Below are 25,104 nucleotides of genomic sequence, written 5' to 3'. Positions count from 1 at the left end.
AAGATTCATTACCTAATAATTTCCTTTGGGACTACAATAGCCCTATTAAAAAAACTGGCGGGTGGGAGGTTAATCGCGTTGAATACTCCGCTATTATTAAGGAAATTATCTCAACGCCACCCTATCTTAAAATGGTAATATATCAATCTACTATTTACACTTTCAAGCAATTTTTTAATTTTGATTTCGTCGATATATGGAAGCCTAGTGAGCGGATAAACAGCGCCATACGATTACATTTCCCTCAGGAGTATCCATTGCACATGAGTACTAAAGAAACTAATTTCAAACTACATGTTGCCCTCATGCATTACCTGCAGAGTCTCATCATTGGTGTCATTTTGTCCTGCTACGTATTAATATTTTTATTCACTAAAATACGCAGCACCGATAACTTAATACTTTTTTACATATTAATGGGGATGTTAATCAACGCTTGGATATGTGGGACGTTTTCGGGCGTATTCCCTCGTTACCAAGCTCGGGTGGTTTGGATGTTACCTTTACCATTGTTTCTGATTATAAGTCGATTGAACATTTATGCGAGCATAGCTCAGTCTTTAAGTTTGCAACGAAGTAAGACAGGTTGATAGATAACTTATGAGAATTATATTAATTGAAGGTTTTAGCGAGTTTTCCTGATATAAATTCCTACGGCTTTGTGATCACAAGCGTAGGCTAAAGGCTATCGCTAATCTGTATCACCGATTAGATTGCTGTTTTAGTATTTTTTAAGTTGGGTAGAAACGAGTAAATACATGGTAGAATCTAGGAAGACTTGAACGATGGTTTTAGTTAAATTTAAACTATTCAAATATTGCAGCTCTAACAATTACATAATCACCAATTATAACCCTATTATATGAAAACTTACTCATTTGACGCTAGTCCATGATTTAGCTAACTCCCACTGGAAATTAAATTTGCTCAGTTCCCTTACAGTTAATATACTCGTATCTTCTTCGACCACCTAAGTCAGGTTTGAACTTTGGACAGGACTGAAATGTCTGCTGTATGAATATCGAATTGCTATTATTTGTCTTGGAGAATCAGTTTTTAGCACAGGCAAACCATTAATTCAAATAATAATTTTAAAGTTCTGTTAAGCTCATAATTTTTCCTCATTAGCATCAAGGAGCACGTAGTGCTTAATTACATAATAATTTAATTTAAACCCAATGTTATGAAAAAAAACCTAATTAAAATATCTGTAGTTGTATTCGCAGCCGCAATGTTTTTTCTGAACATCAATGTCGTGATGGACACGGAAGCTGAATCAAATTTTCAGCTTAGTGCCATTTCAGATGTTTTCGCCCAGACAGCTTCCAGTACGACTTCGAGCACCACAAGTAGTGCCACAAGTAGTGCTACTTCAAGTGCTACCAGTAGTGCAACATCGAGTACTGTTACCAGTACGACTTCAAGTACCGCAGGTGGATCAAATGCCTATCCAAACATGCCACCTCCTCCTTCTTCCTGGGGATCTGGCAATCCTTTTGGGACCGGTCTATACTACTACTATCTTCCCGTAACAATGTCAGCTGGACAAACTATTCAAGATATCTCCAAGGACGGCGGCACGACATGGGCCTTCAATGCCTCATTATTTGGACAAGGGTTCACAATTGGCAATCCAAGCGGAAATGGCAGTACTATAACCCGGACGATCACATTTACCTCTACCTTCACCCTAAAGTGCTGTAGCCGAGGCGGAACTGATAGATGTGATTTTCCTACTTGCTAACGCCCATTTTATTAATCAAATAAATAATTAGATGAAAGCAATGCGTGACTCCCTGACTGCTAAGTATTACAACATTAAAGAATGTTCAACTAAATTTTTCACCTTGATTTGTGGTTTACTACTCATAACTGCTGTAACAGGGTGCCAAAGAAAGTCTAACTTCAAAATCAACCCGTTAACATTTGATATTGACTCCGTCGGTCAAGGTAAAGTGAAATTTATTAAAGGCCTTTCCCTCATTAATCTATCTATTCCAAATGAACGTATTTCCTATATCGACAAACTCTATTCAACTGATAAGTATATAATAATATTTGATAAATATAGTTCGAGGGTTTCAGTGTTTGACCACAGAGGAAAGCATTTACGTGATATCGGGACACCGAAAAGTAGCTTGGGCGAAAAACCAGTAATAAATGATGTAAACTTCTATGAAGAGACAAACGAAGTTGAAATTTTTTCGCTCCCGGAACGAAAGCTAAAAATATATGACTTGGAGGGAACCTTAAAACGGGAGATCAGCAGTAAGTATGATTTTTTAACCATGCACAAAACGAAAGATGGATATTGGGTTTATGGCTGCTTTGAATCCAACATTAAGCGCAGTCTATTTACTTTCACTCGGAATAAGTCCAATCTACTTCTTCTTTCAGAGGATTTGCAGTCTATAAAAGAATCCTATTGTGAGTCGGAAAATTTTTATGATCGTTTAAATTCTAATGACAACTTCCATACAAATTCCAGAGGTGAACTTTACTTCAATTATGGTTTTAGTGATATCATATACAGAATTGAGGGAAAAGATGTTCAGCCAGCTATCTATCTGAATTATGGGCTTGAAAAGCTTCCTTATGATCACCTAAAAACCATAACAAATAGAAAAGAGTTTGACGATGAAGTTTATACATCTAAGCAGCTTTATCCAGGCTACAAAACACGGTTACAAATTGGTGATAGCCACATATCGTTTATTTCATCGTACTACACATTTGGGTTTTCGGATCAATATTCTGTCATATGCTCAATGATAGACGGAAAAATGAAATTATCCGGAATCAGTGCGGTAACGAAGCAGCCGTTATTATCCAATCCTGTGGGTATAAGTAATGGTAAAATGTTTTTCATGATAAATCCACTAACTCTAAATGCCGAGGATAAAGAAATGTTGAATGCTAATTATGACGTCGAGCCCACAGAATTTTCCACCTTATTATTTTATACCGATGAAAAAAATGTCATTTAACAAGTTCCTTATGCCAATATGCGTGGTCGGTCTACTGGCCGTTAACTTTTATTTGTGCTATACATTGTTACAAAAGAACAAAAGTGAACGCCAATTGGCATCGAAAAATACGGCCTTAACTAAACGTAGTTCGTATATGCTTGCGACCTACAAGCAGGCACTTGATCTCGACCTTGAAAGTGGACTAAAAGAAATAAAAGTTGGAGTCTATTTGAACCTTTTGACCTGTGGGAAATGCAATATGGAAACAATAGCATTTGTAAAGAAGAAATTCGAATTATCGGATCTGATTTTCTTTATTGATGATCAGTTTAAGAATGGTGTAGGACAACTTGATATTAAAGGTGCTGAAATTAAGTTTGTCAAAAACGATCATTTTTTTCAATCTAATTCACCGTTTTTTTTCGTTCAGGCTCGAGGTGTCAACGTTTTAAAATATACTCATGATAATAATTATCCAGACCTGACAGTTACCTACATCCGTAAAATTGAAGGCTACGTGAAATCGATTAAAAACAGGAAGGTCTACACAGGTCAGTTTGTTAATGATCACAGTAACGTTATCCAAATCTCTAACTAATAAATAGAACATGCGTCAGATCTTTAACTGTATACTATTGCTCTTATTCGCAACTTTGCCTACGGAAGTCAAGTCTCAGGCAACTCCAATGGAAATCAGATTTGATCCAGCCATGGCAGGAGGTTTACCCGCTTCGGATATCTTCGACCAGGTGACATACATACCTTTAGAAACGACCAAGGAAAGTGCTTTTGGCACTATTTCGCAACTTTATTGTACAGATAAATACTTTATTATCTTTGATCAAACTACAAGTGCTATCTTGATTTTCCTCAATAACGGGAGGTTTCTTCGGAAGATACTGAAAGATCCGTATAGTGGTCCAAAAATCTACTTTGATCGTCCGAGGGAGCGTATAATGGTACCGAAGGGATCCAATCTTCTGGCGTATAGTTTGGAAGGTGAACTTCTAAGTAATCTGCCTACACCGCACATTGGTGTGCCTTATTTTTTGACGAAGAACACAACCGTGTATTATGATTATCGCGTAAGTAATGAACACTTACCTGATACAGTTAATCACGAACTATATATTGTTCAGGATGGAATCCGTCGAGCGGAATTTTTACCGTACAACATGAAAAATAATGTAGTTCGAAACTTTGACTGGCTTTCCGTAAATCATCAACCGTTCTATGATACTTCTGCAGATTCCATTGCCTTTTATTGTAAACCATATGATTATGGAGTATTTCAAATCACACCAAGTGGAGTCAAGAAAGTTTATCAATTGGTGCTGCCGATGTCTTTGACATTTCCTGATAGCCTCCTCACCTCAGGACACTATAAGCAGGGAACCTTGAGAAGTTTCTTTGAAGGAAATATTGAAAAAGTTAACGGGTTGTCGTTTACATATACATTGAAGAATAGCTTTTTTTTCAAGCTCAATGATTATAACTCCTCAATTCATGACTCATACATATATAATCTTGAAACTGGGAACGTAGTTAGCACTGGCAGTATTTCAGGGGATCAGTTGACAAGTTTTCTTCCAATCACAGACTTTACATCGGGTACCGAGTTTATGAATAGGAATTTTCTTACAGTAGATACAGCATGCATTTATTGCTCGATCCCCCCCGCCGCTTTATTTAAGGCCTACGAGTCACGAGATAATAAGAAACAGGAATATGCCCCGCTCTTAGTTACCCTATTCAATAAAGGAAGTCGCACTGACAATCCGGTAATAGTCAGGTTACGTCCTAAGCATTTGTACTAATGTTCAAATCGGTTTTAATGCTCTTTATTTGTTGTTGCTCAGTCGTTCAAGCGATGGCGCAAGTTCCAGGCAAAGATTTGTCTGGGCAAATTATAGGAGTTGTTCGCGACTCTTCAGATTTGCATCCAATTCAAGCTGCTACAATATCTATTTATAAGAGATCTGATTCAGCTCTTGTGACTTATCTGTTAACAAATAATGCCGGTAATTTTAGAATAGGAAAATTGCTGGTTGATGTGCCTTTAAGACTTACCGTAAGTTATGTCGGTTATCATCCGAAAACCGTTAATTTTATTATTGATGGAAAAGGGGCAAAGCTTTTTGATTTAAAAGAAGTCAAATTAAGGCAGAGAAGCATAACACTGGGCGAAGTTGCGATCACTAACTATAAACCACCAGTTGAAATGAATGGCGATACATTAGAGTTTAATGCAGATGCTTTTAAACTGGACAAAAATGCTGTTGTAGAGGACCTATTGCGCAAGCTGCCAGGAATAATAATTTGGGGAGACGGAAAAATCACAATTAACGGTCGAACAGTGAAAAATGTGCTCGTTGAAGGTAAGCCGTTCTTCGGAGGCCAGACAAAGGTTGCAACGCACAACCTACCAAAAGACGCTGTGGAAAAAATCCAAGTTTACACAGACAGAAACACCAATGCAAGCCCTCTTGATTCTCTTTTGAATTTAAATATAAAACTGAAAAATAATAAAAAAGTCGGAGTATTTGGGAAACTGGGGGGAGGGTACGGAACTAGAAATAGGCGTAATGGGGAAGGAATGTTAAGTCTATTTAACACACGATCGCAACTGAGTCTAGCCGGATCGAGTAATAATACAAATGTGTTAGCTAAAGATGTTAATGCGATGATTAATAATAGCTCTTTCAAGGGAGTGGGTGTCAATATTGAGTTTCAGCCGGACTTTTCTATAGAAGGTCAGCACATGTCTAATACGGTAGGTATAAATTATCAGCATGATTTTATTGATCTTCCGACTCCAACAAATAAAAACAGATTGGATGGCAGCATTTTTTTAAACGATCAGACCAGGGAATTAGAGAAAATAACGAAGACATTAATTGCCGTGACGGAGAGTCAACAACTAATCCAGGATTATAAAAATTCTGGGTCTTATCGACAAATAAATAAAAACCTTTCCTCAAATTACAATAAAAAAAATGATCAATATGATTTTTATTTCAGTCCTAAGCTCAATTTAAGTCGTAGCTCCACAAGGTCGACCTTTGAAAGTAAATCTTCCGAGAACCTGACGTCAACTAGAAGTATTCAGACTGGAGACTTATACCAAGATAAAAATGATAAATATTTTCTGATAAAAACCGGTTTTAACCGTGGTTATTACAAACTTGATTACACATCATCCATTTATAATTTGATGGAGAATCAAACCAATCAAAGTAAATTTACTGACCTTCAGTTTCCGTCAGGCAATTCTTATGTTAATAGACATTATAAAAACTCAAATGTTGATTATTATAATGAGGTAAAGGCGTCAATTGATCCTAAAAAGCTTTTTTTGAATAAAGTTAACTTGCTGGGAATAAATCTCGAGATGGAAAGCTTAATTAAGTTCGAACATAAAAATCGGGATAACCAGGTAAGTGACGCAGATTCGTTAACCAATACTGTAACGCGCAACGACCAGCTATCGGTAATAAATCAATATAAATACCTCGAAATATCCCCAAAACTTGCTTTTAATAAACTATTCATTAAAGAACTTGTAAATAGATATCGCAAATCTCTTTACGTATATGGCGCTTTGGTTTACCAGTCTTTTCGTCAAAACTCTACTTCGACAATTAATACCCAGATTTTTGATAAGACCTACGGAAATTACCTTCCAAACGGCAGTCTTTATTATGCAAATGATCAATACGGGGATCACCATTCAACAGCTAGGCTTGAGTATAAGAAATTCACCGTATTCCCGACTCTAGACCAGCGAGCTCCGTTACCTGATGATGTAAACCGATACTATCAATATTTAGGAAATATGGGGTTGCGACCTTCCATAACTGAGGAGGTAATTCTTAACTTGGATTATACTAGCTTTCATTTGCGAAATTTTATTGATACCTATTCTCTTACACTCAAAACCGGTTTCACAAAGGATAACATTGCAGATAGCACAAACTATGATAATGCAGGGCGAGCTCTAGGCTACCTCACAAACGTTGAGGGAGCCAAATATTTCATAACTAATGGCGAAGTTTACAAGGCTTTCAAATACAAGGATAACCAACTTCAGCTTAGTGGAAAAACATCCTTTACAATTGCAGACAATCCGTATTACTCTAACGGAGCTTTGTGCATGACATCTAGCATTTACTCCAACAGTTCTTTGAGTGCATTGTATACCGTAAGAGATTTCCTTGCATTCAGCTATTCCGGTGAATATTCACAATACTTATCAAAGCTTAAAGGCCCTTCACTAGATAATCGATATCGGAACAACACAATAAAGCACATATTGAGTTTTAGTATCAATGTTGTAAAAACATTAACTCTTAGTAGTAACGCATCTCTCAATAGGACATCATCAACGTCGCAGCCTGATCCAAAAAGCTTCACGATTTGGAATTCTACACTATTGTATCGCTTTTTGAAGACAAACCAGGCTGAATTAAAATTTTCTGCACTCGATCTATTGAGGCAAAATACGAATATCGTTAATTATGGAACTAATAACAATATAACGGTTGGGCAAGTGAATGTACTGCAGAATTATTTTCTGCTGGCAATTGCGTATTACCCAAGAAAGTTTGGCAGTTCTAAAGCTAATAAGAAAGCTAACAAATAAACTATAGCAAACTAATCAAGTTAATTCAAAGAAAATGCACTAATGTTAAAACGATACTCCACAATAGTATATATAGCCATAGCTGCCCTTTTGATGCGAATATTCGTATTGGGTTTCTACTCTGTGAAGTCGGGAAGCATGTCGGGGACATTACTTAAGGGAGATATTGTAGTTGTTGATAAGCTATCTTACGGAATAAGGATTCCTTCTAGGCCAATAGAGATTCCTTTTCTAGGAGCCTTTTGTTATTTTTTGGGCATTCACTCGTGGGCATCGAAAACAAAGTGGAACTCTGTTCGGGTGTTGTCCATTATGGATATTAAGATGGGAGATGTTGTTGTTTTTCAACGCGGAGGTAGTGGAGAATATCTTTTAAAAAGGTGCATCGGATTGCCTGGCGATACTATTGCAGTTATCCATGCTCAAACGTATGTAAATTCGGTGCTTCAGACTCCGCCAGCCGATGCTTTGCATAAATACACCATTTACACTACTAATAACTATTCTACCAAGGAGATTACTCGTGTTTTCAACATTGACAGCGAGAGAATTATAGAAGGTGATCTTAAGCATTCGTTAGTTACTATCACCGAACGCCAAGCAGATTCATTGAAAAAATCTAAATTGATATACAAGATGGAAAGACAAGACTTCCCTAAAGGTTCATTTTCCCCTTATCTCTTTCCATTTAGCGTAAACTACAACTACACTAATGAAAATTATGGGCCAATTATTATCCCTAAAAAAGGTATCTCGGTGCCACTTAATCTCGATAACATCAACCTTTATGCAGATATAATCCGTATCCACGAGCATAATAATTTGATTGTCAATGAAACTGGAGTGTTTATAGATAAGAAGCCGATCGTCAGATATAAATTCAAGGGTGATTATTTTTTTGTAATGGGAGATAATCGTGGGATTTCTGTTGATTCGAGGTATTGGGGATTCCTGCCGGAAAAGGAAATCCTTGGAAAGGTCCGAATGCGTTTGCGGATTCCATGGAGTTTACGAGAAGCGATTTCTAATGGTGGTATTACTCAATTTATCCAAACTGTTCACTGATGTATAAGACAAAAATTCTAATAGCTTATTGTACAATATTGATTTCGATGATTGCATTTTATAACAAGTTCCCATTGTTAACAATGGAGTCGGGGGAGTATATAAACGGGGGTTTTTCGAAGCAAAATTTCTCGGACATATATAGCTATTTCATCGCCCATTCGAGTTGGGGCAGGTCATTATGGCCAGTGATATTAACCCAATCGGCACTTGTGTCATTATTAATATATTACTGGTTCAAGTATTTTTCAATAGATTCAACCCGAAACATTATTTATGTATTCTGCGTTTTTGTAGTCAGCTTTTGCATGAGCTGTTCTGTTGTCGCCTCTACGATAGATCCAGGTATCTTCAAAGGCATTGGCATACTCTCCGCTGGTTTACTTTTCATGGCTGATGACCTGCGGGGGAAGGACTACTGGATTACTGTGATTATCTTGTTGATCAGCGTACTTATTGACAGTGGCACTGGTATCTGTGTTATTTCTCTAATGTTTTCAAGGTCAATTTTGAATTTGTTTAGACGTGATAAATTTAAGGTCAGCAACGCCAGACAAAATCGTTTAAAAAAGATTGTTCTCGCTGCTATCGGCAGCGTCATACTACTTTCTTATTACCAGAGGGAACACCGGAATTGGACTAAAGATGAAAACTGGAAAGTCAGAAAGATTGAATTTTTCACGAATAGCGGTCTGTTAACCGGCTATGTAAATTCCATGAACAAACATGATAATAATAAAAACGGTTTAAAAATAACATTGTCCGGTAAACCTGAAATCAAGAGCGGGTACTCACATAGCGACGTTTTGCTATTAAGTGCGGCCATAGATCAAATGCGTTCCGAAAAAGGCTTCAACTATACACTTATAAAAGCGATACTCAAGAATTTCGGTAAACAGTCATTAAATATCCCAATTGAGCTATATCCCATTCCATACCACAACTCCCAGAGTTTTAAATCTATTTATCATTGGTTTAATTGGGAGTCAAGAGAATACCTAATCACCAGGCAGTTACAAAATTGGTTAGATTTAAGATACTTAAGTTATATGCAACTGATCATGCTCGGTGGGAGTTGTTTGGCCGGTCTCGTTATGCTGTTAACGAAATTGAAAACTGAAATTGGCGCAGTCTTTCTGTTTTCATATCTCGCATATTTTATGCAGAGCTTTTTTACTTCTTTGGCGGATGGCGAAATAGTGAGTCTGAATAATCAAATATGTTGGCTGATAATCATTCCATACTTGATACAGTTTTCCAGGAGCAACTTTTTAAAGAGAGTAACGGCTTCTCTAGTAACTAGAAAAAATCCTACTTGTCATGACATCTCAGAGAATTAGAAATTTAGCCTCGAGGATAGGATTTATTCTCTCAGCCATGCTTATCACATCCTTTATGGCAATCTACAACGGATATCCTCTATTTTTTAATCATGACAGTGCCGTGTATATTTTTCAAGGTCTTAGGAGTGAAAATCTCCCAGATAGGCCAATACTTTACGCAGTTTTCATTTTTTTTATTGGTCGCATGTATTCTTTGTGGTTCATTGTTATTTTTCAGTCATTTGCCATGTCTTTCATTATTTTTTTATATTTTAAATATTTAAGTCCACCGAAGGGACTTGGAGCAAGATATCTTTCCTTTGTCGCTTTTGCTTCTCTCTTTACAAGTCTATCTTTCGAAGCATCCTGGATAATGCCCGATTTTTTTTCTTCGATATGTGCGTTATGCGTTGGACTCATACTTTTCACACCAAAGATGAATCGGTTCGATAGTATCATAGCGCATGGCTCTATCGTCCTTTCTGTGGGAATGCATAATTCCCACTTTTATATTTTCCTAGCTTGCATACTGATTTTTATTTGCCTTAAAGTATTTAAATCAGTCCGAAGAGACTACGCAAAACTTCAGATTCAATCCGCAAAACTTCTTGTGCTGTTGCTGACAATTTTTGTCGGAAATATATTTTTGATTGGGGTACAGTATTTTTATACGGGGTATTCCAAGGGTCCTAGGGGTGGGGACGCTTTTCTTTTTAGCAATCTCGTTGAGATGGGGATAATGGATGAATACTTAGATCACGCCTGTCCATTGGAAAAGTATAGCATCTGCAAATACAAAGATTCACTTCCAAACAATTTCTTATGGGATTCTAAAAGTCCAATCAATAAAGGTAAGGGCTGGGAAGAAAATATTGATGAGTATTCTGTTATAAATAGGAAAATAATTTTCTCAAAATTTTTCATTAAGGTGATATATAAGTCATCTATTTATAGTATTAAGCAAATATTTAATAACGATATGTCAGATAACGTTCAACATGGGGAGTATGTTATTCAGGCTGTTAAGACCATGTTTCCTAGGGACATTCCTGATCATGAAAAGTCCTCCCAATATCATGGAAATTTAAATATTGGATTCGTGAATTATTCCCAGATTGTGATTTTTGGATTCTGCTTCAGTTTAAATATTTTATCTCTATTATATTTCCCTCTTCCAATTGCCCAACGATATCTCCTCATTTATTTTTGTGTTGTCTTGATAGTCAATGCTGCCCTTTGTGGCTCTCTTTCAGGAGTTTTTCCTCGATATCAAGCTCGTGTAGCATGGATATTACCACTGCCCTTGTTCCTTTTTATGAATCTTAACAGCCGAGCAAGAAGCATACACTCTAAGTTATTCACCCTAACCAAATAGAAATATGGAATTAACCATTCTCATGCCTTGCCTAAACGAAGAAGCTACTTTAGGTACCTGTATTATGAAAGCACTTAATACTATCAAAATTAACAATCTGGATGCAGAGATATTAGTCTCTGACAACGGAAGTACAGACAATTCTATCAAGATAGCTGAACAGCTCGGAGCTCGGGTGATTTCGGTGGAGGAGAAAGGATATGGTAGTGCATTAAGGTCTGGAATTGAGAATGCTCGAGGGAAGTTTATTATTATGGCCGATTCAGACGATAGTTACGATTTTAATGACTTTTATAAATTTGTTTTAAAACTTAGAGAAGGTGATGATTTAGTTATGGGAAACAGATTTTTAGGTGGAATCGAAAAAAATGCAATGCCATTTCTGCATAAATATCTAGGAAATCCAGTCTTGTCTACAATTGGGAAGGTTTTTTTTAAGGTGAAAATTGGCGATTTTCATTGTGGTTTTCGGGGTTTCAATCGTCAATCTATGCTTGATATACAATTGTCTACAACTGGGATGGAGTTTGCATCTGAAATGGTGGTGAAATCATCCCTAAATAATCACAAAATATCTGAAATTTCCATCAAGCTTTATCAGGATGGTAGGTCTAGGTCACCGCATTTGCAGACTTGGAACGACGGGTGGAGGCATCTGAGATTTTTGTTATTATACTGCCCAGCGTGGTTGTTTTTATATCCAGGAATATTTTTTTCGACTGTTGGAATGGTTGTTTCTATAATATTGCTTCCACAACCATTCCATTTGGGTTTCATAACTTTTGATGTGCATACAATGTTGTATTCTTCGTTTTTAATCCTGACCGGTTTCCAAATGATTTCATTCTACTGTTTTTCGACCATATATGCAAATAGAAAACAACAAAAATACGCATCTCCGGGTATATTCGGTCTATATACTTCATATTCGCTGGAACGCGCATTGATCGTTGGTGTTGTGATTATAGGGTTTGGTATCATATTGTCAATATATGCAATTAGCCAATGGACAGACCGATCTTTTGGTGACCTAAGCCCTTCTAGGATGCTGCGTATAATTATTCCGTCAATTACACTGTTAATGTTAGGAATCCAGGTAATTTTCAATAGTTTCTTTGCTAGTATGTTGAGAATAAATAGATAGTTTCAGAGTGTGTAAAATAATACCCAATAACCCAATTTGTGAATTTTATTCCCCGTTCGTATTCGTATTGTCTAACTAAATCGTTATATTGCTTTCGTTAACACTCTTATTATGATACAATTTGTCCCTACAGATTCCAAACCTAGAAGCATCGCTCTCGAGAGTTTATATTTTACCCATCAAAACCAGTCCACATCAGTTTCTACGACGGCACAATTTATTTACATCGTAAGTGGCGCAGGAACTTTATTCATTGGAAATATTATAACTCCCTACCAAAAGGGAGATCTTATATTCATCGGGTCAAACGTACATTACGTTTTCATCCCACCCAATGAAAGCGATCATCCATCAGAGGCGATCGCTGTGAGTTTTATACCCGATTATATTAAAATGTTGCTTGATATCCCTGAGCTCTTTGAATTGAAAGCATTTTTTAAAAAGTACTCATTTGGATTTATTTTAAAGAAAAATCAGTCCACCCATTTTCCTCTTCTATTTGATCAACTTAACGGAACTTCAGGTCCCGACCTTTTATTCAAGTTTTTTCAATTAGTCAGTGTTTTGAGTAACAGTGAGGCTCTTGAACAGTTTCAGCCATTTGCCTCAGCACAAAATAATGAGAATAGGCGTTTGGAAAAAGTGCTGGCTTTCGTTCGGCAAAATATAGGTAAAAACATAAATCTAGTAACGGTTGCCAGTGTTGCAAATATGACACCGAATGCATTTTGCAGATTTTTTAAGCAGCAATGCGGTTGTCAGTTTATAACATATCTTAACACAACTCGTATAACCATGGCCTGCAAGGAGATCATCTCAAATGGTCACGTTCTGTCAATTTCAGAAACTGCATACCGAGTTGGATTCAATAGCGTCACTAATTTTAATAGAGTATTCAAGATTGTGACAGGACTATCCCCAACTGAGTATTTAAACGAGCATCGATTAAAATAGGGCCATCAATCCATCTATAGAGGCGGCGCCAAATTAGTTTAGCATTTTATTAGGTGAGTTTCTATCCAACCCATCTGTACCACAGAAATTCCTCCAACGTAGTTAGCTGTAGGGTGATTTGCAAAGTTATAGTCACTAAGAATACCCAGTTCGCAGGTTGAACTTTTATTTTAAATAATATAAATGTAATAACATAGCTCAGGTAATAAATTGTCTGTAGTGGATATTGAAAGACACCGGTTAGATAGATCCCAAGAGCCAAAAGTATAACTAAAGCAAATCCTTCTTTATTGCTTACAGGATATTTCTGTAGCCATACTAAGAAGGTTACGGAAAACGCTGTGGCGCTAAGATGTCTGTTCAGGCTCCAGATATTAGTCGAGTTGTTCAGCGTATTGGTCAGGCATACATCCAGAATTGTAATAGCCGATAGGAACAGAGCGGAAAAAAAAATGTGCGGGGGCACTTCCACTTTAAATATGCCCTCATTGCTAATAAATGTTTGAAAAACCCATTTAAAGCAAAAAGCCATTGCTATAATTCCAACCATAAAAGCCAAGGCATCTAACCATAGGATACTGGTTGGATTACTGGTCGTGAGTGGGAATTTTGGAAAAATCCATGTCCTATCCCAATATTTCATTACGGATGTGAAGTATAGCCATTTGCCCGTTTGCAGGCCTTGAAAAACGATCGTGACACATAGTCCACAAAGACTGGCGAGACAACTGATTGCGGTCCTTAAAGAACGCGTCTTGAAATTGTCAGCTGAACTGGAGAAAACGAGTTCGCAAATAATTAGAGCGGGTACGAAAATGACACTTACGGACCTTGCTGTGGAGGCAAAAAACAATCCAATGAGCTTTATGCTGGGGGAGTTGTTTCGCATGCCATTTAAGGCAATTGTACTGCATAGAAAAAAAATGGATTCCGAATACGGCAGGTAGAAAAAAATGAATGACGGGGTGCAGAGAATGAACAAAAAAAATAAAAAGTTGAATTTTTCTTTCCTCAATAGAAAATAAAATGACAGTTGAAATATTAAGCCATTGAATATCGCCATACCTATTGGGGAAAGATTTGTTAGATTCCAGATTGTTGGGAATAGGGGGAAAAAAGCTAGATTACACTGAGCAGCTTCCACATATTCATAGCCAAAGCTACGGATCGAGTTATACCAATTCGAGTCCCAATTTAAAAGGTTCACGTTGTTTGGAATCGCATAGACCACATGTGTAATTAACAAGGCTAAGTATATTAGGAAGACGGCGCAACTGTAAAAGGCCATTAATTTGATAAAATTGACTTGTGATTTATTCATATACCTATTTATTAAGCAACACACAGGTCCTAAATTGCTTCTCTTTTTTTAAAGTCATTGCTTGGAATTATCCATATGCTTGATGAAAATTACCTATTTGATGGTTTGGCCAAATCTAAGCTCCGTTTATTTATGCCTAACACTTATATTTATAATGCAGTGCGATTAGTACACTACATAACGCGTCAGTAATATTCAACCCGGTTTTTATTTAACGTGCTTTGTAGTTTGTGTGGCAGTCCCGGAAATGCTTGAACCATTGTTCGCAACAATAAATCTACAGTAACTTTGATAAAATAGAATGACCCTTATCTCAGTAATAATACCAGCATTTAACGAAGCTGGAAACTTAGAAATCCTTACGAGTCGATTAATCGAAGTATTTAAGGAGATTCCCTATCAACTTGAAATCATCGTGATTAATGATGGCAGCTCGGATGATAGCCAGGCTACGATAGAAGCCCTAAGCTCGGTATTTAACAACTTTTTTTATCTCAACTTGTCAAGAAACTTTGGGCAGCAAAGCGCGCTTAAAGCCGGTTACGACTATTCTCGAGGTGATGCCGTGATATGTATGGATGCTGATTTACAAAACCCTCCTGAGATGATTTTTCTTTTACTGAAGAAATGGGAAGAAGGATACGAGATTGTGCTTTGCAAGCGAAAAAATGCAAATCAAGGCGCTGGATATTTCAAAAAATTCTCATCTAAGTTTTTTTACAAAGCTCTAAGCCTTCTGTCCGAGGTTCCTGTCGAAAGGGATACTCCAGACTTTAGACTTCTTGACAGAAAGTTAGTTCAAATCATTAAGCAATTGCCGGAAAAAGATATCTTTTTACGGGGAATCATTTCTTGGGCCGGATTCAATAGAGCCATAGTCGAATATTGTCATGGACCACGTTTTAGAGGACATACAAACTATTCGATAGGAAAGATGGTAGCTTTGGCTGCCACTGGCATAACAAGTTTCAGTGCCCGGCCTTTGCACATCGCTATATATATGGGACTTTTTTTCTCAGGACTTTCATTACTCTTCATTACTTATGCAATTGTACGTTATTATCAAGGCCATACAATTTCCGGCTGGGCATCTTTAATTGTTACCGTCACCTTCTTGGGAGGTTTGCAACTGTTTATTTTAGGAATAATCGGATTATATATAGGTAAACTATTAATTCAGGCAAAGCAGCGGCCGGATTACGTTATAAGAAATACCAATATGGAGTTTTCTACTGAAATATCATCTTTTAAATGAAAAATTTAATTGTACGAAATAGTTTGCTGTTTGTACAATTACGACTGAAATCAAGTAAGCTATGTTTGTATCCCAATTAAAGTAATCTATCATAATTTTTAAATTCAACATAGAGAATAGCAGTGCAAATAAGTTTGTGACTAAAAATCTCAGAAACTGATGAGAGGTCTTCAAAGACGACGTTATAAATACAAAGTTCAAGAAGAGGTAGAATCCTGAGGTTATACTAAAAATTTGTGAGGTCAATAGGGCTAGCCAATATTCGGGAAATAACGAGTTTCCTATGTCGTGCATATGGTAATACTCCAGCGATAAGCTAAATGTAGCTAGGTTGATCATAAAGCAGATTGCCCCAACTGATAGATATCTATAGACATGTAAAGGTAGAAATTTCCTAAACGAAGGGTACATCAAATCTAAAATACTACCGATTAACTTTTTCACTGTCATCTCCTATTTAAAATTACTACTAATATGCATGCACACTCGATACTTACTGACTATAGATCAAGGGAATATAATAAGCTAATGTACCAAAATCCCGTCATAGAACTAGGCACAAGTTCAGTCCAACAAATGTCAGGTCAATGATAAAAAACCGGGAATTGTGTTTATATTGGTTAGCTCAATAATTCTATAAATATGAAGAACGTCTATTTTGCATTAATAGTTTGGCTATTTGTGTTGCCGCTGAATTCAAATGGTCAATCGGCGAAACTGCTTTTTGAAAGTAAAGTCCCGGTTAGCCAGATGCATAAGGATATAGACAAGATCCACAAGGATTTGAAGAACCATCATCCAAACGTCTATCTTTTTATATCTAAAAATAATCTTAAATCCTCATTAGATAGTTTGAAGCAATCTATCAAAAGCCCACTAACCAGAATGCAGTTTAGATATGTAATTTTAACGGTTTTGCAGAAAATCGGAGATGGGCATCTGACTTTGACATTAAATGGGAGTAAGGTTTCTCAGCAAGATGCATCATCATATTTTGGCAACGATGTTCTCCCGGTCGATCAATTCAATTATAGAGTGATTGGTAATAAGTTATATTTTTTTAATACTCATTTTCCAGGTCATTACACAATAGAGCCAGGTTCAGAGATAGTCGCAATCAATGACATTTCCGCCAAGGAGATCATAGGTAGAATGATAAACGGGTTGTGTTCTGATGGACTCAATGAGACTTTTAAATATTTTACACTAAATGCCGTTTTCGGAAATATTTACGCAAATACATTCGGCAGACAGGACACTTTGACATTCCAGGTTAAGACAAATGAGGGAACACAAATTCTCCGAGCTGGTAAAATCAACGGCAACTCCGGCAGAGTATTGCAGAATGCATTTCCCGCTCCCTATTTTCGTATTGTCCCAGATGTGAATTTAGCAGTACTTACACTTAATAGTTTTGAGAAGAATGTTCCATTCAATTTTCCACTGTGGTTTAAACAAATTAAGGTTTCACAGGTGGGTGCTCTTGTATTGGATTTGAGGAATAATAAGGGAGGGGAGCAATTGAGTGTGACAAATCTGTTCTCTTACCTTATATCAAAACCGACCTATTTTGCAAAAGTACCTAGCGCTATTTTGAACGATAAATCTAAAACGCCTTCAGAGAGTATGAAGTTTGGCATAACCACTATGGTCGATCCGGCTGAGAACTCATTTAAGGGTAAAATTTATTTACTCATAAACGGAGGAACTTTCTCCGCTGCTGCAATTCTAGCCGCGAATTTAAACCTCATAAATCCAAACATCATAATTGTTGGTGAAGAAAGTGGTGGGGGGAGGTACGGTTGTACTGGAGGACTGTTTAGAACACTCGATCTTGCAGATACTAATTTGAGTCTTAGTTATGGCCAGGTTCCAATCAAGAGCTTAGATAATTCGGAGCCCATAGGACGAGGAGTAATTCCGGATATTTTAACTAGATATGTAATCGATGACTATATTCAAGGTAGAGACCTCGAATCAGACTGGGTTTTAAATGATTTAGCTAAGAAAAAGAACTAGTGTCTGCCGTGACACGGTGATGCCACCGGATTACGAAGATTCGAAATACCTAAACTTCACAATCACTACCTAGCTGGAATAAGATCACGATGTTCAAAACAATCAAGATAGTATTCTTTGCACAATTGATCAATCGCAAGTTCAGCTGATGGGTGGATTTACATTGTTCAAAACTCTTATCTTCACAAAGTGAATGCGGCAGATGGTGGCATCACTTTGCTGGGAAGCCCGCTTTGAACTGCCATGAATAACAAAGGCATGGCTTACTATAATGGCTATTTATACATTACAGAAAATAGCAGATTGCATAAAGTTGATAAATCAACAGATAATTTCAGTGTTTTAGGTAATGCCCAGTATCAAAGTTGTCATCATTTGACATCATTGTAATCTTAAAAAAGTCATACTTTTGAATAGCTCCGCGGCGCCTAAGCTGCGGACTATTTTTCGATCAGGGCTATCGTAGCAGTTAAATAGATTGTTTGGTGCGACTATGCTCTTAAACTCATTTCACCTACGTAAAATCTTGGGGAATAAGCGTTCAACAATTATCAACCAGAATCCGGAGTAGCGGCTTTGGTACTGACACTCTCTTTAACTTTAATCCCCGTTCAGATTGTAAATAAGTAATTACTTCAAATCTTGAAGGCCCAACCACATTAACTGCATCCATTATATCAGTGGGCGGAATAAAAAGTTCTTCCGAAAGGAGAACCAGGTCGAGAATGTTATTTACATCGATGTCATCAGACTGGGGTTTGCGATCTCTAATTTCTTTCTTAAGCATAACTATAGATTTCTTTAAAAACTGGCAATCAGCAGCACAAATCATTACGGAAATATATACGAATCCCAGCTTTGGCCTGGATTTCCGTTCCGCATTTTACCTCCTCCATTTCCGCATCTGACCACCACTAAATGTCAGTCACTGGTATAAAACTGCTTTGCCGATGCCAGATAAGATAACGCACAGGAAAATATTCGACAGACTTCAGAAGCTGATCAAACAGTCCAATCGTAGCAATATATGACAGGACTCAAAATTCCTATTTATTAATATCCTTTAGACCATCACTTCACAGACCGTGCTAAGTAGTTTTGTATTCTTTGATGGCAATTGATGTTGATAAACGGTACTTAATAATTATTTTTGATGCTATCGGATGTCTGAAGGAACTTAAACTGACACAATGTGTGATTCGCTGAATTTCAACTTTTTCACTCTACTATTTTAACTGATTTTTAGGAAGGGTGACACATGCACTTTAATTTTTGTCGGGATTTGTATATACTTGCGAAAAAGAATAACTTTAATTGGAGGAATGGTAATAATGAATGCTTATAGCGGATATACCGATCAGCAACTGGTGGTTTTGCTTAAGCAAAATAATGAGACTGCATTCCGAGCCATTTTTGATATATGGCATAAAAAGTTATATCACTTTAGTTTACGTTACCTCAACAGCCGCGAACAATCAGAAGAAGCTGTACATGATGCCTTAATTAATCTTTGGACCTCACGGGAAAAAATTGAAGAAGACCAGCCCTTAGGAGCCTATCTTTATACAATCTGTAAACGACTGTGTCTAAACCGTATACGTGAAGCAGCAAGATACAATGCTGCCTCAGAAAATTTATGGGCCAGGTATCAGGATATAAGTCATAGCACCGAGGATATTCTTAATTTGGCAGAGCTGGAAGCCTTTACAGCATTAGGACTTGAAAAATTATCAAAGCAACAACAACTTGTCTTTCGGATGAGTAGGTATGAGGGATTAAGTCAACAGGAAATAGCCGAACGCCTGAACATCTCAAAGGAAACAGTAAAAAAACACAGTGCCGAAGCGCTCAAAACATTACGTGTTCATTTTGAGGCCTACGGCTTGTCCTGTTTGTTTTTTGTGTTTATGAGCAAAATGTAATCGTCAGTTATGGAACACATTTATCAAATGTTGCTCTGGCTACGCATATCGTTGAGTAGGAAACAAATTTTCTCGATTGATGTGCCTATCGTCGGATAACATTTATCAAGAAAACATTTATATTTTAGTATTTCACTACTCCCTATTTCATTTTGTGGTGTAATGTATCTAGAAAGCCATCTTCAATTGGCCTAAGCGGAAAATGAATTCGGAAAATATCATCATTCAAAACCTTCTTCGGAAATATGCTAATCATCAAATCAGCAGGGAAGAGTACGACATGCTCTTAAGCTATATCAGGAAATATGATTCAGTAGATGATTTAACTTTAGTTATGGATGAGGATTGGCAAAATCTGCCACTTGGATTTCCTGTTTCTGAAGCAAGAAGTGAAAGGCTTTTTAAAAATATCATCTCAGATCTCGTTCATAGCGAGGGAAATACAGACATTAAATCTGCTGGTAAGAAAGTTAAAATATGGTCGTTAATAAGCATGGCCGCTGCCGCGTTGGCTTTGATCATTATGAGCATATGGATATATACCAGGAATGAACGCCCTTCAGGTACGCCTCGTAATTTGACTCTTTCAAATGACATTGCTTCCGGGGGTAACAAAGCCACTTTAACACTAGGAAATGGAAAACAGATAAACCTTAATGAAGCGGAAAGTGGTATTTTGGTTGATGGACATCACGTGACTTACAATGACGGCGATGCAATTGATGTGTTGGCCGATGGGGACTCGGATTTATCAAATAGGCAGATCCAAACGATAACTACTCCAAGAGGCGGGACCTATCAGGTCACATTATCCGATGGAACGAAGGTATGGCTAAATGCCGCTTCAAGTCTGACGTACGCAGCGGACATAACTGGACATGGGTTTCGTAGCGTCTCTCTTAGTGGAGAAGCGTATTTTGAGGTGTCAAAAGATACTACTCATCCCTTTATTGTAAAGACTAGGGGGCAGGAGGTGAAAGTGCTTGGAACCCATTTTAATATTAGTAGCTATCCTGACGACAAGACTATTAAAACAACTTTATTAGAAGGTTCTGTTCGCGTAAACAACATGATCCTGAAGCCTAACGAACAGTCAATTCTTGAAAATAGTCAGCTCAGCATCGTTCCTGTGAATGCAAACCAGGTAGTGGCTTGGAAAAACGGAAAATTTGTGTTTGTCAGCGAGCCGATTGAGAGCATTATGACAAAACTTTCCCGCTGGTATAATGTGGAGGTAATTTACAAAGGAGATTTTAGTGATGAGATATTCACTGGCTCAATTAGCAGGTATGACAATATCTCTAAAATACTCGAGAAGATAACTTTTACCCAGGCTGTTCATTTTAAAGTAGAAGGAAGGAGGGTTACTGTCATGCCATAACTATACTTTCTATTGCGTAGGTAGCGAAAAAAACGGGAGTGCTCTGACCTACCCCCGTTCAATCTGTTTGGCCTACGATTTAATTTTTTTGAAAGACTAATATCAACTCAACCAAACCAATCAAAATTAATGAAAATTAATGAAATTCTGGGAGCATACCGGCGTGCCGGTATACCCCGCAAACTATTGATGATTATGAAGCTGACCACACTCATAATAATGGTATCCTTACTTCAGGTAAGTGCGCTAACCAAAGCGCAGATAACACTGAATGAGAAAAGTATATCTATGCAGAAAGCCCTCTTCAAGATAAGTGCCCAAAGTGGTTATGACTTTGTTTATTCGGATAAGGACCTCAAAAATCTCAAACCAATAAGTATCAGACTAGAAAACGTAGGAATTCAAAAAGCGCTGGAAGTTTGTTTTGCAAATCTGCCCCTGATTTATGAGGTAAAGGAGAATACCGTGCTGATCAAAAAAAAGGAATTTTCATTTCTAAACCAACTATTGTTCACAATATCCGCTATTGACATACGCGGGATAGTGCTGGATGAAAAAGGTCAGCCATTGCCGGGAGCTACAATAAAGATCAAGGAATCAAAAAGAATGATTAACACCAATGAAAACGGAGAATTTCAAATTGATAACGTAAATGAAAATACTATACTGCAGATTTCTTTCCTGGGTTACAAAACAAAAGAAATAACTGTTGGACAATCACGTAGCATTACAGTTAAATTAGAGCTAGGTATATCAGATCTAGAAGAAGTTGCGGTGGTGAGTACAGGCTATCAAACCCTTAGCAAGGAGCGCGCTACAGGCTCATTTACGACCATTGGACAAGAGCAATTGGAAAAGCCATCCACGAATATCGCACAGCGTTTGATAGGCACTACAGCGGGTATGCAGGCGACATTGGATGCAGACGGTAATCCGAGATTCGAGATCAGAGGGCAAACGGCCTTAAATATCCGGAACGACTTTGGTATCCGGAACCAGAATGCCGCCCCTTTAGTGGTGGTGGATGGATTTGCGATACAAGGGGATTTCAATACAATTAATCCAAATGACGTTGAAAGTGTAACAGTTCTTAAAGATGCTGCGGCTGCTTCTATCTGGGGTGCCAGGTCTGCCAATGGAGTGATCGTGATTGTCACTAAGAAGGCGAAGACAGGAACACCATTAAATGTGAACTTTTCAGCTTTTACCAGAATTTCAAAAAAGCTCGATCTTGACTATGTGAATCCTCTAGCTACGGCTTCAGAAACCGTCGACTACGAAATCAAATCATTTGAAAAATGGGGCGGGGACATCAACGATGGAAGTTTTCCAGATGGTGTAAGTTTTTCCTGGGCCCCGGCAGGAGTGGCCCTGACGGAACAAAAGCTAGGTTTTATTTCAGCTACGCAAAGGGATGCGTTACTGGCAAAATACAGGACCATGAGCAACAAGGATCAGATTAGGGACGAGTTGCTTAAAAATCCAACGGTCCAGCAGTACAATCTCGATATCTCTGGGTCAACTGCAAAAATGAACAACCGATTGTCTTTACTCTTTGAAGATGCCCAATCAAATTTTAAAGGTTCCGATAACAAAAAGTATACGGTTAACTACCATACTGATGCCGATATTTTTAAATGGCTACAACTGAGTTTTGGCGGATTGGTGAACTACAACAAAATCAATAGAAATGGCGTGAATTACAATGTAAATCCTTACGGCGCACCCAATCCACTTGAAGACATAAGTGCTTTGGCCCCATATGAGATGTTGAGAAATGAAGATGGTTCCCTTACTGACCTTTCACGATACTACAAGCCAATTTTGGAGCGGCTGGTACCAACGGGCCTTTTCCCTTATGCTGACTGGTCTTATAACCCTATACAGGAAATAGCCAATCGCAAATATAAGACAGAGGATTTGAACTTGCGGCTGCAGGCGGGGTTGAAATTTAAGCTCCTCAAAGGACTGTCGGTTGATACCAAAGTACAATATGAGCTGGCGAATTCTTTCAACAGTAACTATGACAACGAGAACACCTTTGAGGTGAGAAATACAGTGAATACGGCGGCCATATGGGATATGACAACTAACCGCATTACTTCAAATCTGCCAAAAGGAGGCATATTAAAGCAGGATAGAGCGAAAACTGAAGCTTATGTATTCAGAAACCAAATCAACTTTGACCGGAAAATCGGCGACGACCATGAAATTAATTTCATAGGTGGTTCAGAGATTAATAATGTGGTATATCAGACCTTCGGAAACCCGCCAACCTATGGTTATAGTGAGCAGACGCTTAGCGTCGGTACATTTCCTAGGGGACCTGGCGGACAGTCGGCTCCTATTTTAAACTGGATGGGTTATCCGCAGGTTTTGCCTTATTCCAATAAATTTTCTTATACCACTGATAGGTATTTCTCTTTATTTGGCAATGCGTCCTACAGCTATAAAAATAAGTACACGCTTTCTGGTAGTATTCGTACAGATGCTTCAAACCTGATTACCGACGACCCTTCCTATCGTTATGCCCCTTTCTGGTCAGTGGGATTCGGCTGGCAATTGGGCAAGGAGCACTTCTTGCAGCAGATAGAATGGGTGGACCGCTTGTCGCTGAGGGCGACTTATGGCTATAATGGAAATGTCGATAGATCTACCTCTTTCCGTCCTTTGTTAGGAATGGGGGCTATTCCTGATATTTATACAGGTGATATGACCGCGAACGTTTCAAGTTTTGGAAATCCCACTTTACGATGGGAAAAGACAGGTACCTGGGATTTGGGCTTGGATTATAGTTTGTTTAAAGGACAGCTTTATGGCAAGGTAGATGTTTACAATAAATCCGGCAGAGACCTGATTGCTACACTTTCGATTCCAGCAGCCAACGGAACTACCATGCAGAAGCTGAATAATGCGGCCATGACCAACCGGGGAATCGAGGTGGAACTGGGAACGATGCAAAAGATAAAAGGTAATGAGATCACCTGGCATGGAAACCTCAATTTCTCGTACAATAAAAATAGGATTACCAAGTTGTTTGTTGCCAACTATCACCCTGCCTGGTTAACTTCAGGCGGCTCGGTCGCCTACGTTGAAGGTCAGGATGCCAACACGCTCTGGAGATTCCAATACGCCGGGATCAAAAATAATCAGCCGACCCTGTATGGACCAAATGGAGATCAGTTTGATTTTTCAGCTTATCCTCCTGGTGACGGCAGGGATTTCCTTTTAAAAATGGGAACTGAAATAGCACCTTATACATTGGGCTTTATCAACTCTTTTAAGGTTTATGACTTCAATTTGTCCTTTGTCGTGACTGGTAAGTTCGGTCACAAATTCCAGAGAAAAGGATTCAACTATCCGCCAAGTTTTACATCGAAAATATTGCCTAATAAAAAAATTACTGAAGTACTCAATGGAGATCCGATGAAGATTGTTCCACTCCCCTTAAATGAAAATGAACCCAGGTATTATTTTTGGGGCCGGTTTACCGAAAGTTTGAGTTACCTGATCGAAAATGCGTCACATATCAGGATGCAGGAGATCAATCTTAGTTACAACCTGCCACTAACATTAGGTTCTAAAGTTGGCATGAGAAGGGTGCAGGTGTTTGCCCAGGGAAACGATCTTTTCACAATTGTGGCCAATAAGGTTGGAGAAGATCCAGAATATCCAATGGGAACGCTGAAACCACAGCCAAGAATTTCCTTAGGTCTCAAATGTGAATTTTAAAAA

The 25,104-nt window shown here is 37.9% G+C and carries 17 protein-coding genes; 16 read left to right on the top strand and 1 reads right to left on the bottom strand.

Going from position 1 to position 25,104, the window contains the following annotated elements; genetic code table 11:
• The first annotated feature begins 1,183 nt into the window (after window positions 1–1,183).
• From WAE59_RS24815 to WAE59_RS24760, 12 genes are all read left to right on the top strand, one after another.
• Window positions 1,184–1,744: a hypothetical protein gene (locus WAE59_RS24815; RefSeq protein ID WP_337858708.1), complete on the top strand. Its 561-nt coding sequence runs from the start codon at window positions 1,184–1,186 to the stop codon at window positions 1,742–1,744.
• A 31-nt stretch (window positions 1,745–1,775) separates the two neighbouring features.
• Window positions 1,776–2,987, top strand: a complete 1,212-nt coding sequence (locus WAE59_RS24810; protein WP_337858707.1) for a 6-bladed beta-propeller — start codon at window positions 1,776–1,778, stop codon at window positions 2,985–2,987.
• Window positions 2,968–3,567 carry a hypothetical protein gene (locus WAE59_RS24805; protein ID WP_337858706.1) on the top strand — a complete coding sequence of 200 codons (600 nt, stop codon included), beginning with the start codon at window positions 2,968–2,970 and terminating at the stop codon, window positions 3,565–3,567. Before WAE59_RS24810 ends, WAE59_RS24805 begins: the two co-directional genes overlap by 20 nt.
• A gap of 88 nt (window positions 3,568–3,655) precedes the next feature.
• Window positions 3,656–4,786, top strand: coding sequence for a 6-bladed beta-propeller (locus WAE59_RS24800; protein WP_337858705.1), 1,131 nt, complete (start codon window positions 3,656–3,658; stop codon window positions 4,784–4,786).
• Window positions 4,786–7,611, top strand: a complete 2,826-nt coding sequence (locus tag WAE59_RS24795; RefSeq protein WP_337858704.1) for a TonB-dependent receptor — start codon at window positions 4,786–4,788, stop codon at window positions 7,609–7,611. Before WAE59_RS24800 ends, WAE59_RS24795 begins: the two co-directional genes overlap by 1 nt.
• Window positions 7,612–7,653: 42 nt before the next feature.
• Window positions 7,654–8,676, top strand: a complete 1,023-nt coding sequence (lepB, locus tag WAE59_RS24790; RefSeq protein WP_337858703.1) for a signal peptidase I — start codon at window positions 7,654–7,656, stop codon at window positions 8,674–8,676.
• A gap of 389 nt (window positions 8,677–9,065) precedes the next feature.
• On the top strand, window positions 9,066–10,016 hold the full coding sequence (locus tag WAE59_RS24785; protein ID WP_337858702.1) for a hypothetical protein: 951 nt from the start codon (window positions 9,066–9,068) through the stop codon (window positions 10,014–10,016).
• The gene (locus WAE59_RS24780; RefSeq protein ID WP_337858701.1) at window positions 9,997–11,373 is read left to right on the top strand and encodes a hypothetical protein; all 1,377 of its coding nucleotides are present in this window, start codon (window positions 9,997–9,999) and stop codon (window positions 11,371–11,373) included. The genes WAE59_RS24785 and WAE59_RS24780 overlap by 20 nt, the downstream gene beginning before the upstream one ends.
• Before the next feature lie 4 nt (window positions 11,374–11,377).
• Window positions 11,378–12,517: a glycosyltransferase family 2 protein gene (locus WAE59_RS24775; protein WP_337858700.1), complete on the top strand. Its 1,140-nt coding sequence runs from the start codon at window positions 11,378–11,380 to the stop codon at window positions 12,515–12,517.
• Between the two features lie 111 nt (window positions 12,518–12,628).
• A complete protein-coding gene (locus tag WAE59_RS24770; RefSeq protein ID WP_337858699.1) occupies window positions 12,629–13,471 on the top strand; it encodes an AraC family transcriptional regulator in 843 nt (280 codons plus the stop codon).
• Window positions 13,472–14,166: 695 nt separating this feature from the next.
• Window positions 14,167–14,418: a hypothetical protein gene (locus WAE59_RS24765; protein ID WP_337858698.1), complete on the top strand. Its 252-nt coding sequence runs from the start codon at window positions 14,167–14,169 to the stop codon at window positions 14,416–14,418.
• A 675-nt stretch (window positions 14,419–15,093) separates the two neighbouring features.
• On the top strand, window positions 15,094–16,047 hold the full coding sequence (locus WAE59_RS24760; RefSeq protein WP_337858697.1) for a glycosyltransferase family 2 protein: 954 nt from the start codon (window positions 15,094–15,096) through the stop codon (window positions 16,045–16,047).
• Here the strand turns inward: WAE59_RS24760 and WAE59_RS25910 are convergent.
• The gene (locus WAE59_RS25910; protein ID WP_443147275.1) at window positions 16,033–16,386 is read right to left on the bottom strand and encodes a GtrA family protein; all 354 of its coding nucleotides are present in this window, start codon (window positions 16,384–16,386) and stop codon (window positions 16,033–16,035) included. The two genes, WAE59_RS24760 and WAE59_RS25910, sit on opposite strands and share 15 nt — an antisense overlap.
• Window positions 16,387–16,689: 303 nt before the next feature.
• Here WAE59_RS25910 and WAE59_RS24755 point away from each other — a divergent pair, with 303 nt between their 5' ends.
• The 4 genes from WAE59_RS24755 to WAE59_RS24740 all read left to right on the top strand — a co-directional run bounded on the left by WAE59_RS24755 (window position 16,690) and on the right by WAE59_RS24740 (window position 25,101).
• Complete coding sequence (locus tag WAE59_RS24755) at window positions 16,690–18,066, top strand: S41 family peptidase (RefSeq protein WP_337858696.1); 1,377 nt, start codon at window positions 16,690–16,692, stop codon at window positions 18,064–18,066.
• 1,331 nt (window positions 18,067–19,397) lie between these two features.
• Window positions 19,398–19,988 (top strand): RNA polymerase sigma factor, encoded by a 591-nt coding sequence (locus WAE59_RS24750; RefSeq protein WP_337858695.1) that lies wholly within the window; start codon window positions 19,398–19,400, stop codon window positions 19,986–19,988.
• 202 nt (window positions 19,989–20,190) lie between these two features.
• Window positions 20,191–21,369, top strand: coding sequence for a FecR family protein (locus WAE59_RS24745; RefSeq protein WP_337858694.1), 1,179 nt, complete (start codon window positions 20,191–20,193; stop codon window positions 21,367–21,369).
• A gap of 129 nt (window positions 21,370–21,498) precedes the next feature.
• On the top strand, window positions 21,499–25,101 hold the full coding sequence (locus WAE59_RS24740; protein WP_337858693.1) for a SusC/RagA family TonB-linked outer membrane protein: 3,603 nt from the start codon (window positions 21,499–21,501) through the stop codon (window positions 25,099–25,101).
• Window positions 25,102–25,104: the final 3 nt, after the last annotated feature.

Source organism: Pedobacter sp. GR22-6 (assembly GCF_037402555.1).
Classification (GTDB): Bacteria; Bacteroidota; Bacteroidia; order Sphingobacteriales; family Sphingobacteriaceae; genus Pedobacter.
This window is presented reverse-complemented; position numbering and strand designations above follow the sequence as displayed.

What these genes read in the sequence shown, in the direction of transcription:
- WAE59_RS24745 (WP_337858694.1), top strand. Translation starts at nt 20,191, where the DNA reads ATGAATTCGGAAAATATCATCATTCAAAACCTTCTTCGGAAATATGCT.
- WAE59_RS24785 (WP_337858702.1), top strand. Translation starts at nt 9,066, where the DNA reads ATGGCTGATGACCTGCGGGGGAAGGACTACTGGATTACTGTGATTATC.
- WAE59_RS24780 (WP_337858701.1), top strand. Translation starts at nt 9,997, where the DNA reads ATGACATCTCAGAGAATTAGAAATTTAGCCTCGAGGATAGGATTTATT.
- WAE59_RS24795 (WP_337858704.1), top strand. Translation starts at nt 4,786, where the DNA reads ATGTTCAAATCGGTTTTAATGCTCTTTATTTGTTGTTGCTCAGTCGTT.
- WAE59_RS24815 (WP_337858708.1), top strand. Translation starts at nt 1,184, where the DNA reads ATGAAAAAAAACCTAATTAAAATATCTGTAGTTGTATTCGCAGCCGCA.
- WAE59_RS24750 (WP_337858695.1), top strand. Translation starts at nt 19,398, where the DNA reads ATGAATGCTTATAGCGGATATACCGATCAGCAACTGGTGGTTTTGCTT.
- lepB (WP_337858703.1), top strand. Translation starts at nt 7,654, where the DNA reads ATGTTAAAACGATACTCCACAATAGTATATATAGCCATAGCTGCCCTT.
- WAE59_RS24770 (WP_337858699.1), top strand. Translation starts at nt 12,629, where the DNA reads ATGATACAATTTGTCCCTACAGATTCCAAACCTAGAAGCATCGCTCTC.
- WAE59_RS24775 (WP_337858700.1), top strand. Translation starts at nt 11,378, where the DNA reads ATGGAATTAACCATTCTCATGCCTTGCCTAAACGAAGAAGCTACTTTA.
- WAE59_RS25910 (WP_443147275.1), bottom strand. Translation starts at nt 16,386, where the DNA reads ATGATCAACCTAGCTACATTTAGCTTATCGCTGGAGTATTACCATATG.
- WAE59_RS24800 (WP_337858705.1), top strand. Translation starts at nt 3,656, where the DNA reads ATGGAAATCAGATTTGATCCAGCCATGGCAGGAGGTTTACCCGCTTCG.
- WAE59_RS24760 (WP_337858697.1), top strand. Translation starts at nt 15,094, where the DNA reads ATGACCCTTATCTCAGTAATAATACCAGCATTTAACGAAGCTGGAAAC.
- WAE59_RS24810 (WP_337858707.1), top strand. Translation starts at nt 1,776, where the DNA reads ATGAAAGCAATGCGTGACTCCCTGACTGCTAAGTATTACAACATTAAA.
- WAE59_RS24755 (WP_337858696.1), top strand. Translation starts at nt 16,690, where the DNA reads ATGAAGAACGTCTATTTTGCATTAATAGTTTGGCTATTTGTGTTGCCG.
- WAE59_RS24805 (WP_337858706.1), top strand. Translation starts at nt 2,968, where the DNA reads ATGAAAAAAATGTCATTTAACAAGTTCCTTATGCCAATATGCGTGGTC.
- WAE59_RS24740 (WP_337858693.1), top strand. Translation starts at nt 21,499, where the DNA reads ATGAAAATTAATGAAATTCTGGGAGCATACCGGCGTGCCGGTATACCC.